General features: G+C 69.6%; 12 protein-coding genes. 7 read left to right on the plus strand and 5 right to left on the minus strand.

The window, feature by feature from the left end; all coding sequences use genetic code 11:
• Window positions 1–68: 68 nt before the first annotated feature.
• Window positions 69–701: a TetR/AcrR family transcriptional regulator gene (locus tag E6A26_RS09730; protein WP_168928711.1), complete on the plus strand. Its 633-nt coding sequence runs from the start codon at window positions 69–71 to the stop codon at window positions 699–701.
• Between the two features lie 22 nt (window positions 702–723).
• On the opposite strand, the gene E6A26_RS09735 is transcribed toward E6A26_RS09730, so the two are convergent.
• Both E6A26_RS09735 and E6A26_RS09740 read right to left on the minus strand, forming a co-directional pair.
• Window positions 724–1,704, minus strand: coding sequence for a patatin-like phospholipase family protein (locus tag E6A26_RS09735; RefSeq protein ID WP_136610998.1), 981 nt, complete (start codon window positions 1,702–1,704; stop codon window positions 724–726).
• 208 nt (window positions 1,705–1,912) lie between these two features.
• Window positions 1,913–3,136, minus strand: coding sequence for an ROK family transcriptional regulator (locus tag E6A26_RS09740; protein ID WP_234865305.1), 1,224 nt, complete (start codon window positions 3,134–3,136; stop codon window positions 1,913–1,915).
• Between the two features lie 128 nt (window positions 3,137–3,264).
• On the opposite strand from E6A26_RS09740, the gene xylA reads away from it, so the two are divergent.
• The 5 genes from xylA (at window position 3,265) to E6A26_RS09765 (ending at window position 8,845) form a co-directional block, all read left to right on the plus strand.
• Entirely contained in the window at window positions 3,265–4,452 is a 1,188-nt protein-coding gene (gene xylA / locus E6A26_RS09745) for a xylose isomerase (RefSeq protein ID WP_136611000.1), read from the plus strand.
• Window positions 4,453–4,484: 32 nt separating this feature from the next.
• The gene (gene xylB, locus E6A26_RS09750; protein WP_136611001.1) at window positions 4,485–5,933 is read left to right on the plus strand and encodes a xylulokinase; all 1,449 of its coding nucleotides are present in this window, start codon (window positions 4,485–4,487) and stop codon (window positions 5,931–5,933) included.
• Window positions 5,930–6,931, plus strand: coding sequence for an SDR family oxidoreductase (locus E6A26_RS09755; RefSeq protein ID WP_136611002.1), 1,002 nt, complete (start codon window positions 5,930–5,932; stop codon window positions 6,929–6,931). The genes xylB and E6A26_RS09755 overlap by 4 nt, the downstream gene beginning before the upstream one ends.
• A gap of 57 nt (window positions 6,932–6,988) precedes the next feature.
• Window positions 6,989–8,233 carry a D-arabinono-1,4-lactone oxidase gene (locus E6A26_RS09760; RefSeq protein WP_136611003.1) on the plus strand — a complete coding sequence of 415 codons (1,245 nt, stop codon included), beginning with the start codon at window positions 6,989–6,991 and terminating at the stop codon, window positions 8,231–8,233.
• Window positions 8,234–8,410: 177 nt separating this feature from the next.
• On the plus strand, window positions 8,411–8,845 hold the full coding sequence (locus E6A26_RS09765; protein ID WP_136611004.1) for an SRPBCC family protein: 435 nt from the start codon (window positions 8,411–8,413) through the stop codon (window positions 8,843–8,845).
• A 120-nt stretch (window positions 8,846–8,965) separates the two neighbouring features.
• On the opposite strand, the gene E6A26_RS09770 is transcribed toward E6A26_RS09765, so the two are convergent.
• Genes E6A26_RS09770 through E6A26_RS09780 form a run of 3 tightly spaced genes read right to left on the minus strand, consistent with a single transcriptional unit; the run spans window position 8,966 to window position 12,456 of the window.
• Complete coding sequence (locus E6A26_RS09770; protein WP_136611005.1) at window positions 8,966–10,318, minus strand: MFS transporter; 1,353 nt, start codon at window positions 10,316–10,318, stop codon at window positions 8,966–8,968.
• A 3-nt stretch (window positions 10,319–10,321) separates the two neighbouring features.
• A complete protein-coding gene (locus E6A26_RS09775; RefSeq protein ID WP_136611006.1) occupies window positions 10,322–11,323 on the minus strand; it encodes a PDR/VanB family oxidoreductase in 1,002 nt (333 codons plus the stop codon).
• A gap of 2 nt (window positions 11,324–11,325) precedes the next feature.
• On the minus strand, window positions 11,326–12,456 hold the full coding sequence (locus tag E6A26_RS09780; protein WP_136611007.1) for an aromatic ring-hydroxylating dioxygenase subunit alpha: 1,131 nt from the start codon (window positions 12,454–12,456) through the stop codon (window positions 11,326–11,328).
• A 120-nt stretch (window positions 12,457–12,576) separates the two neighbouring features.
• On the opposite strand from E6A26_RS09780, the gene E6A26_RS09785 reads away from it, so the two are divergent.
• Complete coding sequence (locus E6A26_RS09785; protein ID WP_136611008.1) at window positions 12,577–13,164, plus strand: PadR family transcriptional regulator; 588 nt, start codon at window positions 12,577–12,579, stop codon at window positions 13,162–13,164.
• The last annotated feature ends 20 nt before the right edge of the window (window positions 13,165–13,184 follow it).

Here is a 13,184-nt window from a genome sequence, read left to right on the forward strand (position 1 = left end):
ATATGGAAATTTACTTTTGGCACAAGGCAATCGCTGGATGGCTCCGTCCGGGCGGTAGGCTCCAAGTCGTGACCGTCTCGTCCAGCCCCTCGGGGCCGCCCGCACGCAGCCCCCGGGGCCCCTACAAGAAGGGGATCGAGCGCCGCCGTGAGGTCGTGTCGGTGGCGATTGAGGTCTTCGGCCAGCATGGCTTCAAGGGCGGCACGCTCCAGCAGGTCGCGGAGCGCGTGGGCCTGACCCCGGCCGCGGTCCTGAAGCTCTTTGGCAGCAAGGAGGGGCTGCTCATCGCGGTCCTCGAGCACTGGGATGTGGTGACCCGCCAGGCCATGGGCTCCCCGCAGCGGGGTTATGGGCTCCTGGAAGCGTTCAGGAAGCTCATGCACTACCACACGCAGCATCGCGGCCTGCTCGAGCTGTACACGACGATGGCGGCGGAGGCGACGTCGGCGGAGCACCCGGCCCACGAATTCATGACCGGGCGCTACCGCGCGACCCTCGAGAGCATGCGCCGACTCTTCTACGACGCCATCGAGGACGGGCACTTCCGCCCCATGGCCGAGGAGGAGATCGACGGCGAGGCCGAGTGCCTCCTTGCCACCATGGACGGGCTCGAGATCCAGTTCCTGCTCAACCCGGCGTTCGACCTCGAGCGCTCCTTCGGTGCGTTCCTCGATCGCCTCGTGGCCCGGCTCTCGGCTTAGCCGGCGTCAGCCCTGAACGGCGTCAGCTCTGATCGGCGCCATCCAGACCGGCGCCATCCCAGAATTCGGTGAGCCGGCCGGCCGAGGCCTTGCCCTGGTCGTAGCCGGCCTGCGCGGCCGCCGGGCGAAGCGACAGGTCCATCGCGTTCGCGCCGAACAGGTGCTCGGAACTGCTGTCCGGGAAGATCGTCTCGACTCTGCTCCCGCCGTCCCGCAGCTCCGCGACCTGCGCCGCAAGCTGCAGCCCCCAGTCCGAAGGCGTCCGGGATCTGCCGCCGAACGGCGAGAGCACGAGCACCCGACCGCAGCCGGCTGCCAGATCTGCATTCTCGTTGCGCCGATAGCCGCCGTCGATGTACTCGCGGTCGCCGATCCGATAGGCGGAGCCACTGGAGCAGCTGGCCGCGATGGCGTCCGCGAGGTCCACCCCGCTGTTCCGGTCGAACACGGAAGGTTCACCCGTGCGGGCATCGACTGCGGTGATGAGCACCGTCCGCTCCGGCCAGAGCTGGCTGGGGAGGCGCGCGGCCACGGTGGCGCGCCACTGTGCCTGCCGAGCGCCGTCTGAGGCAGCACGGTCGACCGCCGCCGCGCCTATCCTGCGGCGCATGTCGGCGGCATCCTCGGCCGAGGCGATGATGGTGGCCGTTCGCTCCATCATGTCTGCTGCCGACCTGACCGGGCTACGCCCGCTGACCGGGCCACGCCCGCGGCCGGATCCGGCCACACCGGTCCGCTGCGGCGGGGCGGCAGTGAGGATGGCCGCATACAGTTCGGCCGGGGTCGCGCCCGCGAACTGGGCCGCCGCCGTCGAGCCTGCCGAAGTGCCGATGGTCAGATCTGCCGCGGTCACGTCCAGGCCGCCATCGAACAGGCCGGCCACGACGCCGATCAGCCACGCGTTGCCCGTGGATCCACCGCCGCCGAGGACGAGTGCCCGCCCGCCCGCCGTCGACGTGGCGCGCGGAGCTGAAGGTGGAGTTGAAGAAGGTGTTGTGTTCATGGGAGTCGCCTTTCGCGAAAAGTGCCTTACGGCGCTCCCAGTGGCGACTACCTCAGTCGCGGACCGTGGACTGCAGGGGAGCGCCCACTGTGGATACTGCGCACATGGGTCTCACCTCCTACTGGCGATCACGATCGCCAAGACCGTAGCACACCGGCTGCCCGGGCGCACCTATCGCAGACGCTCGCGCCCGGCTGCCCGCGCGCGCCTATCCCAGCAGTGCATACGGGGCCGCGAGCGCCCGCCGGAGCGTGGCGCCGGCAGCTCCCCGCAAGGCGGCCGTCGTGCCGAGCTCCGAGAACGCGACGGCACCGGGGGCGACGAGCCCAGGCGCGAAGCCGTCGAGGCTGCTCGCGAGGGCGGGCGCGATCCAGTCCCGGAGCGCGGCGAAGTGACCGCCGAGCACCGTGGCGGAGAGGTCCACGAGGCGCGCCGCGGAGACGACGGCGATACCGAGATAGTGCCCCGCGCGCTCCACGGCGCTCATCGCCTGGGCGTCCCCCGCCTCGAGGGCCGCTTGCAGCGCGGCCATGCGCGCCGCCGTCGTCCGCCCGCCGTCCGTGATGCCCGCGGCAGCGAGGATCGCCTCCTGGCCGGCGACGGTCTCGAGGCAGCCTCGCCCCCCACATGAGCAGCGCCGCCCGCCTGGCTCCACGACGACGTGGCCCACCTCGCCCGCGTAGCCGCCGGGCCCGGCGAAAAGCTCTGATCCGATCACGAGCCCGCCACCCACGCCGACCTCGCCGGACACGTACAGGTACGTCCCGAATGACGCACCGTGCCCGTACCAGAGCTCGGCGAGCGCCGCGCTGTTCGCTTCGTTCGAAAGGACGACGCCGAAGGGGGCCTCCGGGGCCAGGCCGCCGAGCGCTGTGGAGAGGTCGACGTCCCTCCAGCCGAGGTTGGGGGCCGTGACGACGTGGCCGCGCGCGGGCTCGACAAGGCCCGGCACGGCGAGCCCTCCGCCCAGGAGCGTCATGCCCGCGGCCTCCGCGTCGGCGATGCATTGCCTGGCCAGCCCGGTCAGCTCGGCGAGGACGTCCTCGGGGCTGCGGCCACGGTTCTCCGCCTCGGACACCTCGTGGAACCGGAGGCTGCCCTGGAGGTCCATGATGCCGACAGCGAGGTAGTCGACGTTGAGCTCGGCCCCGAGCGCTCCCTGCTGGGCGTTGAGCACGAGCCCCACGCCCGGGCGCCCGCGCTCGCCGTCCCGCGTGACGCCGACCTCCTCGACGAGCCCGGTCTCGAGGAGCTCGGCCACGAGGCTCGAGACGGACGCCTTCGTGAGGCCGATCGCGGCGGCGATGTCTGCCCGCGTGGCCCGCCTGTCGGGGCCGATGCTGCCGAGGACCAGGGCCAGGTTCCGCCGCCGCACATCGGCGACGCGGCCGGGAGCCGTGCCGGCTCCCGCGCCGCCCAAGTGCTCGCGCAAACTGCGCCCCTTCCTGTGAATCCCACGGCCATCCGGTAGGTTCCGGAAGATCATTGACCAAGTTCATCATGACCCATATAGTTCAGAACACATACTAAATCACTTTCGAGCCCAATGAGGTGCCTGATATGTCTCCCAAGCCCACGCCCGCCGACAAGTTCACCTTCGGCCTCTGGACCGTCGGCTGGACCGGCAACGACCCGTTCGGCGTCCCGACCCGCGCGGACCTGGACCCGGTCGAAGCGGTCCACAAGCTCGCCGAGCTCGGCGCCTACGGCATCACGTTCCACGACAACGACGTAGTGCCGTTCGGCGCGTCCGCCGACGAGCGCGAACTCATCCTCAAGCGCTTCCGTGCCGCGCTCGAGGAGACGGGCCTCAAGGTTCCGATGGTCACCACGAACCTGTTCAGCCACCCGGTCTTCAAGGACGGCGGGTTCACGTCCAACGACCGTTCCGTGCGCCGCTTCGCGCTCGCGAAGGTCCTGCGGAACATCGATCTCGCGGCCGAGCTCGGCGCCGAGACGTTCGTCATGTGGGGCGGGCGCGAGGGCTCGGAGTACGACGGCTCCAAGGACCTCGCGGCGGCGCTCGACCGCTACCGCGAAGGCGTCGACACGGCCGCGGGCTACATCAAGGAGAAGGGCTACGGCCTCCGGATCGCGCTCGAGCCCAAGCCGAACGAGCCGCGCGGCGACATCCTCCTCCCGACCGTGGGCCATGGCCTCGGCTTCATCGCGCAGCTCGAGCACGGCGACATCGTGGGCCTCAACCCCGAGACGGGCCACGAGCAGATGGCCGGCCTGAACTTCACGCACGGCATCGCGCAGGCGCTGTGGGCGGGCAAGCTCTTCCACATCGACCTCAACGGCCAGCGCGGCATCAAGTACGACCAGGACCTCGTGTTCGGCCACGGCGACCTCACGAGCGCGTTCTTCACGGTCGACCTCCTCGAGAACGGCTTCCCGGGCGGCGGTCCCCGCTACGAGGGCCCGCGCCACTTCGACTACAAGCCCTCGCGCACGGACGGCTACGACGGCGTGTGGGCCTCGGCCGCTGCGAACATGTCGACGTACCTGCTCCTGAAGGAGCGCGCGAAGGCGTTCCGCGCGGACGCAGAGGTCCAGGAGGCCCTGCGCACCTCGGGCGTGTACGAGCTGTCTGAGGCGACGCTGGCCCCCGGCGAGACGACCGCGCAGCTCCTCGCCGATGCGTCGGCCGGGGATTCGTTCGACGCCGCCGCGGCCGCCGAGCGCTCGTACGCGTTCATCCGCCTCAACCAGCTGGCGATCGAGCACCTGCTCGGCGCCCGCTGAGCCGCCAGAACACGAGGGATAAGGGGGGCGGCGTGCCGCTCGTAGCCGGAATCGACAGTTCGACGCAGTCCTGCAAGGTCGTGGTTCGCGACGCCGAGACCGGCGCGCTCGTCCGCTCGGGCTCGGCCCGCCATCCGGAGGGCACCGAGGTGCACCCGGACGCGTGGTGGGAGGCGCTCGAGGCCGCGGTCGCGGCCGCGGGCGGGCTCGACGGCGTCGCCGCGATCTCCGTGGGCGGCCAGCAGCACGGCATGGTGTGCCTCGACGAGGACGGCTCCGTGGTGCGGCCCGCGCTCCTGTGGAATGACACGCGCTCGGCGGCGGCTGCCGAGGAGCTCATCAAACAGGCGGGCGACGGCGACGCTGCCGCCGGCGCCCGCTGGTGGGCCGAGGCGACCGGAACGGTTCCGGTCGCCTCGATCACGGCGGCCAAGCTGCGCTGGCTCGCCGAGAACGAGCCCGAGAACGCGGCGCGCACGGCGGCGGTGTGCCTCCCGCACGACTGGCTCTCGTGGCGGCTCGCGGGGCACGGCCCCAGCGGCAGTGGATTGGACGCCGCGCTTGATCTCTTGCGGACCGACCGCTCTGACGCGTCCGGCACGGGGTACTGGTCGCCGTCGTCCGGGGAGTACCTGCCCGAGGTGCTCGCGCGCACGCTCGGACACGTCCCGATCCTGCCGCGCGTGCTCGGTCCGCTCGAGGCGGCAGGACGGACGCGCTTCTTGTCCCAGACGGATGCCCTGATCGGCCCCGGCGCCGGGGACAACGCCGCCGCCGGCCTCGGGGTGGCCGCCTCTGTGGGCGACGTCGTCGTCTCGATCGGCACCTCCGGGACGGTGTTTGCGGTAGCCGAGAGGCCGACGTCGGACGCCTCGGGGCTCGTCGCCGGATTCGCCGACGCCACGGGGAACTACCTCCCCCTCGCGTGCACGCTCAATGCCTCGCGCGTGCTCGACGCGACGGCCGCGCTCCTCGGCGTCTCGCTGTCCGCCCTCACGGAGCTCGTGCTCTCCGCTCCCGCCGGGGCCGAGGGGCTCACGCTCGTCCCGTACTTCGAGGGCGAGCGCACCCCGAACCTCCCCGACGCGACCGGATCCCTGCATGGCATCACGCTGCGGAACTACACGCGGGCCAACCTGGCCAGGGCCGCCGTCGAGGGCATCGTGTGTTCGCTCGCGGACGGGCTCGCGGCGCTCACCGCGCAGGGCGTCGCGGCGGAACGAATCATCCTCGTGGGCGGCGGCGCACGCTCCGGCGCTGTCCAGCAGGCCGCGGCCGCGATCTTCGGCTTGCCCGTCCTGGTGCCCGAGCCGGGGGAGTACGTGGCCGACGGCGCCGCGCGCCAAGCCGCAGGCGTCCTCCTTGGGCGCTTCCCCGAGTGGGAGAATTCGGTCACGGCGACCGTCACCGCTCCTCCGGCGGCGCACGTCCTGGAGCGCTACCGCAACGAAGCATCGGCGAAAGGCAGGTCCGTCTCGTGAGTCCACTCAAGGTCCTCTTCATCGGGGGCAGCGGCACGATCAGTTCGGCGAGCACGCGCCTCGCCGTCGAGCGTGGCGTCGAGCTCACGCTGCTCAACCGCGGCACCGGCCGGCGCGAGGTTCCGGCCGGCGCCGAGCAGCTCGTGGCCGACATCCGCGAGCCAAGCTCGGTGCGCGAGGCGCTGGGGGGCCGGGAGTTTGACGCCGTGGTCGACTGGGTTGCGTTCACGCCCGATCACGTGCGGACCGACCTCGAGCTGTTCGAGGGGCGAACCGGGCAGTACGTGTTCATCAGCTCCGCCTCGGCCTACCAGACGCCGCCGTCTCGGCTGCCCATCCGCGAGTCGACGCCGCTGCGCAATCCGCACTGGAAGTACAGCCAGAACAAGATCGCGTGCGAGGAGCTGCTCGTCGCGGCCTATCGCGAGAGGGGCTTCCCGGCCACGATCATCAGGCCGTCCCACACCTACGACCGCACGAGCGTTCCGTTCAACGGCGGCTGGACGGTGGTCGAGCGCATGCGGCAGGGCAAGGAGATCGTGGTGCACGGCGACGGCACATCGCTGTGGACGCTGACCCACCACGAGGACTTCGCCCGCGGTTTCGTCCCGCTCCTTGGGAATTCGCGCACGTTCGGAGAGGCCTTCCACATCACGTCGGACGACGTCCTGACGTGGGACCAGATCGCCCACATCCTTGGGCGCGCGGCCGGCGTCGAGCCCCGGATCGTGCACGTCACCTCGGACGCCATCGCAGCGGCCGACGCCGACTGGGGCGCCTCGCTGCTCGGCGACAAGACGCACTCAGCCGTCTTCGACAACTCGAAGCTGCGCAGCGTGGTGCCGGACTTCGTGGCGCGGATCCCGTACGAGCAAGGCGCCCGCGAGACCGTCGCGTGGTACGACGCGGACCCGGCGCGAAAGACGGTCGATCCGCGCATGGACCAGCTCATGGACGGGCTCGTCGAGCGGTTCCGCCTCCCTGCCGCGGCGCTCTGACCGCTGGCGCTCCCGACCGACCGACCGACCGACATCTGACATCCCGAAGGCTGACGCATGAAGAACTGGGCTGGAAATCTTGAGTACTCGGCGGCCTCGGTGGCCCGGCCCGGGTCGGTCAGCGAGCTCGCGGAGCTCGTCGCCTCGGCCGAGCGCGTCAAGGCGCTGGGCTCGCGGCACTGCTTCAACGACGTAGCGGACACGCCAGGCGTGCAGGTGCTGCTGGACCGCCTGCCGAGTGACGTCGAGGTGGACACGTCGCGACGCGTGGCCCGGGTCGCGGGCGGTCTCACCTACGGGGATCTGGGCCTCGCGCTCGAGGCGCAGGGCTGGGCCCTGCACAACATGGCCTCGCTCCCGCACATCTCGGTCGCGGGCGCGGTGCAGACGGGGACGCACGGCTCCGGGATCGCGAGCCCCTCGCTGGCCTCGGCCGTGAAGGCGGTCGAGTTCGTGCGGGCGTCCGGCGAGGTCGAGCGGCTCGAGGAGGCCGACGGCGACGAGTTCTTCGGGAGCGTCGTGGGCCTCGGCGCGCTCGGGATCGTGACGGCGCTCGAGCTCAGCGTCGAGCCCACGTATCAGGTGCGCCAACAGGTCTTCGAGGGCCTTCCGTGGGACACCGTGCTCGCGAACTACGACGCCGTGGCCGGGGACGGCTACAGCGTCTCGCTGTTCACCGACTACGCCGGGGAATCCGTGCCCCAGGCGTGGCGCAAGGTGCGCGTGGACGCCGAACCCGGCCCCGCGCCGTCGTCCTTCCACGGCGGTTCGCCCGCGAAGGTGGCCCGGCACCCGCTCCCGGACATGGATGCCCTCAACTGCACCCAGCAGCTCGACTTGCCCGGGCCCTGGCTCGATCGGCTCCCGCACTTCCGGCACGAGTTCACCCCGAGCGCGGGCGACGAGCTGCAGACCGAGTACCTCCTGCCGCGCTCGCAGGCGGCGGGCGCCCTGCAGGCCGTGCGAGGCCTCGCGGGGAAGCTCGCGCCGCTCCTGTTCGTCTCGGAGGTGCGGACCATCGCGGCCGACGAGTTCTGGCTGAGCCCGTCGTACCGGCAGGACAGCGTGGCCCTGCACTTCACGTGGCGGCCGCTCCAGGCCGATGTCGAGGCGTTCCTGCCCGAGCTCGAGGCCGCGCTCGCGCCGTACGCGGCGAGGCCGCACTGGGGCAAGCTCTTCACCGTCACGACGCCAGAGCTCGAGCGCCTCTTCCCACGGTTCGCCGACTTCCGCGACCTCGTCGCGAAGCGGGACCCGGAGGGCAAGTTCCGCAACGCCTACCTCGACCGTATCCTCGCCTAGCCCGTTTCGGGTACAGCTACTCCCGCCCCTTCCCGTTTCGGGTACGCCAACTCGCGCTTTCCGGCGTTTCGGGTACAGCTACTCCCAACCCTTCCGGCGTTTCGGGTACGCCAACTCACCCCCGGCCATTGGACTTCGCCGCCGGCCGGAGTACTTTATGGCCCCGAGGAGGGTGATATGACGAACCATGCGAGGGACGCGGTCGCGTCCGCGAAGATTGCCGCGAGCCGCGAAGAAGTCTGGACGGCACTGACCAGCCCTGAACTGATCAAGCAGTACTTCCTGGGCACACACGTCGAGACCACCTGGGAGGTCGGGAGCCCGATCACCTTCTCCGGCGAATGGCAGGGAAGGCGCTACCAAGACCACGGCGCGATCCTCGCCGCGGAGCCGCCCCAGCTGCTCCGCATCAGCCATTACAGCCCGCTCAGCGGCAAGCCTGACATCCCGGAGAATTACCACAGCGTCGAATATCGAATTACGGACGACGGCGACGGGGCCTCGCTAGTGACCATTACCCAGGGCAATAACGCGAGCGAAGGCGAGGCCGCGGAGTCGGAGAAGACCTGGCAATTGATATTGGGCAATTTAAGGGGTCTCTTGGAAGGCTGATCCAGGAGTCCGCGCCCGGAGCGAAACAGCCGACGACGGCGCAAGCTGGCTTGCGCCGTCGTCGGCTGTTTTCGTCACGCCCGAGCGAGCGCCCGCGAGGCGACCGCGTCGATCCGCGGGTTAGGTCTCCGCAAGGCTCGGATCGCGGTCGGCCGTTGCCGTCTCCGCGGCGGAGGGCCGCAGGAGGAAGACCGCGGCCGCGGCGACAAGCACGACGGCGCCGACCGCGAGGTAGAGCCCGCTCGGGGTCCATCTGGCGTCGAGGAGGGCTCCTGCGACGGTGGGCGAGAGAATCGCGCCGACCCGCCCCACCCCAATGCCCCAGCCGACTCCCGTGCTCCGGATGGCCGCAGGGTAGGCCGAGGGGGTGATGACGTAGAGACCCGCGACGCAGCCGTTGATGAGGCCACCGAGCAGCACACCGACGGCGAAGGCGAGGGCGAGGATCCCGACGGCGGAAATGAAGACCGCCGTCGCGAGAGCCGCGAGGACCGTGAACCAGATCATCACCACCCGGCTCGCCAACCTCGCGGCGAACACCCCGAACGCAATCGAGCCGACGGTCCCGCCAAGAGTCAGCATCAGGCCACCGACGACGCCCTGGCTTTCGGTCATCCCGGCGGTCACGAGAAGCTTCGGCGTCCAGCTGTTGACGAAGTAGAAGCCGAACATCACGGCGAAGAACGAAACCCAGATCAACAGGGTCGAACGGCGGTTTGACGCATCGAACAGGCGGCTCAGCGGGTTCCGGGCGGGTTGCGTGGCGGAGGCGGCCGGACTTCCCTCCGGCAGGGCCACCGAGGTCAGCCGCAGGCGCCGCGCGAGCCGATCGAGCTTCTGTTCGTACCCTCGCGGCCGACGGGTCGCGAGGAAGTCAACGCTCTCCGGCGCGAGACCGACGACGAGCGCGAGCAGGACGATGGTGACGAGACCACCGCCGAGGAAGACCGCGTGCCACCCGAATTCGGCCTGGAGCCACACCGCCGCGGCCCCGCCGATCGTAGCGCCCACTCCGTAGCCGGCCGTCACGATGCTGATGGCGAGGCCACGCGAGCGCTTCGACGCGAACTCGCTCACGAGCACGTTCGTGCACGCAAGGATTCCGCCCACGCCGAGCCCGGTGACAACGCGCCAGATCCCCAGCGGGACGGCGCCCGCAGCCGTGGCGGAGAGGAGCATCCCGACGGCCGACATCCCGACCGAGGCGAGGAGCATCGGACGGCGCCCGATTTTGTCCGCGATCGGGCCGATCAGGAGCGATCCGAGGGCCATCCCCACCAAGCCTGCGCTGAGCAGCACGCCGAGTTCGCTGCCGCTGAGCCCGAAGTCCTTCGACACGCGGGCAGACGTGAAGGCCATGGCCAGCACATCGAACCCATCGAGGGCGTTGAGGAGCGTGCAGAGTCCGACGATGTTCCACTGCCCGGCGCGCATGGGCGACGTTTCGATGTGCGCCCTGATGTCTGTAGTCATGGTTCAGCTCACTTCTATACTCACGATGGCCCGGCCAGAACCGGGATGAGGGGCCGATTTGGTGGTGGTGACGCGGGAGACGCAGCAGCACATCTTGGCCGATTCGTGCTGTTGTCGTTCGCTGTAGAAGACGTCGCGGTGATCGATGGCTCCGGAGAGATCAAGTACCTCGACCTCGCACAGACCGCATTCGCCCTTGCGGCAGTCGAACATCATGTCCGCCCCGGCGTCCTCGAGGGCCTCCAGCATGGAGCGTCCCTCGGGGACCACGGTCTCGAGGCCGAGCCTCGGGATCCGGACGATGAATTCTTCGGGTTCGAACCATCCACTGTTGCCGAAGGTCTCGTAGCGGAGGTTCGGGAGGTCAAGTCCAAAGTCCTGCCACGCGCGTCGCACGGCGTCCATGAGCCGGATGGGCCCGCACATGTACAGCTCCGTGTCATGGTCGATGCTGCCGACGAGCGTGCGGACATCGAGCGGAGTGCCTTCGGCATCGATGTGGACCTCGATCCGGTCGCCGTGCTCGGCGACCAGCTCGTCGAGGTACGCCATCGCGTCGCGGCTGCGGCCCGCGACGACGAAGCGGTAGTCGGCACCGAGGCGCGCGAGAGCCCGGGCCATTCCGAGGACGGCGGTGACTCCGATCCCGCCTGCGAGGATGACGTAGCGTGCAGCGCCGATGCGGAGCGGAAAATTCTGCATGGGCTGGGTGAGTTCGATGACGTCGCCCTCGGCCAGTGCGTGCATGAACACAGACCCGCCGCGGGAGGTCGGCGTGCGGAACACCGACAGCGCGAGCCGCGTGCCGCCGTCGTCCGTTTCGACGATCGAATAGGAGCGCACATCGCGCTCGCCGTTGACGACGACGGCGACGTCCACGTGAGTGCCGGGCGCCGCGCGGACCGGGATGTCGGGTTCGATGACGATACGCCGGATGTCTCGCGCGACCTCGCGGGCTTCGACGATCCGGCCCTTCTGCCAGACCTCGCTCGAATCGGCCGCCACGGCTAGGCGCCGATCGACGCGGGTTGGGCGGAGGGAGCCGACTGAGCCTCTGCGGCGGATGCCAGCCGGCCCTCAGCCTCGAGCATCCGCTCGATGAGCCGGCGGACCCACATGCCTCCCGCGTCGATGTTGAGGCTGTAGAACTCGTAGTCCGGGTTCGCGTCGATTGCCTCCTGCTGCGCCTTGAGCATGGCCTCGTCCTCGCCGAAGACGCCGTGGACGCCGTTGCGGAGCTGGGTGGTGATGAGCTGACTCTCGAGGCAGTAGTTGCGCATGAAGGCCCAGAAGTAGTGGCACGTCTTGTCTGTCTCGGGGGAGATGGTGTTCATGACGTAGCCGTTGACGCCCTGGCTGCGGTCGCCGTCGGCCGCCCCTGTCCCGGCCTTGGCGACGCCGACGTCGATCCTGATGGTCGACGGCGCCTCGAAGCGAATGATCTGCCAGCGGTCGACGCGCCCCTCGAAGCCGGGGAACTTGTCCCGCATGTTCTTGAGCCAGAAGGGCGGAGCCTCGATGTCGAACATCCAGCGCGAGACGGTCACGGTGCGGTCGTCATGGGTGACCTTGAAGTCCGAGGCGCTCAGCTCCTCCTGGCCGATCGAGGAGGAGTGGACGAATTCCTCGTGCGTCAGGTCCATGAGGTTGTCGAGCACGAGCTGGTAGTTGCAGGGGGCGTAGATCGTCTCGCCGTCTCCGGCCCATTCGGCGGAACTCATCTGGTGCATGTCCGGGATGAGTGCCGGGTCCGCCTTCTCGGGGTCACCGAGCCAGACCCATGCGAACCGATAGCGGTCCACGATCGGGAACGAGGGCACCGTGGCCGAGGGGTTGATGGTCTCCTGGGCAGGCATCGAGGTGCAGCGGCCCGCGGCGTTGTAGCGAATGCCGTGGTACGGGCATTGGATCTCGTCCCGGCCGATGGTCTTGCCCATCGACAGCGGCGCGAGGCGGTGCCAGCATGCGTCGGCGAGCGCAACGGGCCGGCCGTCCTCGGTGCGGAACAGTGCGAGCGGCCGGTTGGCGATGGTGCGAGCGAGCGGCTTGCGGGTGAGTTCGTAGTCCCAGCCCGCGACGTACCAGGCATTGAGCGGATGGGCGAGGGTCTTGTTGGTCGTGGAGGCGGGGTGCGACATGGTGGTCCTTCCTGCCCGCCGCCTTTGGCGGGCACTAACTATCGTCATAGATAGTTGGTGAGCTGAGACACACTTTATCTATGGAGATAGGTAGTTGCAAGAGGTGGGTAGGGTATCCGAGTGAGCCTCCGGAATGCCCTCCTGGCGATGCTGACGTCGCAGCCCATGACCGGCTACGACGTGTACAAGAACTTCCAGACCTCGGTCGGCTATGTCTGGCATGCGCCGGACTCGCAGATCTATCCCGAGCTGCGCCGCATGGAGCAGGACGGGCTCATCCGCGGCGAGACGGTCCCCTGGGGCAAGCGGGGCACGAAGAAGCGCTACGCGATCACCGAAGCCGGGGTCGAATCGTTCCAGGCTTGGCTCAACACCCCGCCCGAGTATCAGCGCGAGCGCGACCCCGTGCGGCTGCGCGCCGCCTACCTCGAGTGGGCGGAGCCCGAGGCGTCGAGCGAGTTCTTCACGGCTCACATCGCGTACCACTCGGCTCGGATCGAGGACTGGAAGGACATGATCCGGACTCTCCGCGACCACTCCAACCCCACGCTCGCCAAGCGGATCGAGGGCAAGGCCAGCGGCGAGGCTGACCGCATCACGGCGTACAAGGTCTTCGCGTACGAGGGCATGATCGCGCGGGCGGAGGCCGAGATTGCGTGGGCCGAGAGGGGCCTCGAACTCGTGGAGACTCTCGAACGGCGGGGCTGACTCCGGCGCGGACGACGGCG

The sequence above is a fragment of the Sinomonas albida genome, from assembly GCF_004919045.1.
GTDB classification, from domain to species: Bacteria; Actinomycetota; Actinomycetes; order Actinomycetales; family Micrococcaceae; genus Sinomonas; species Sinomonas albida.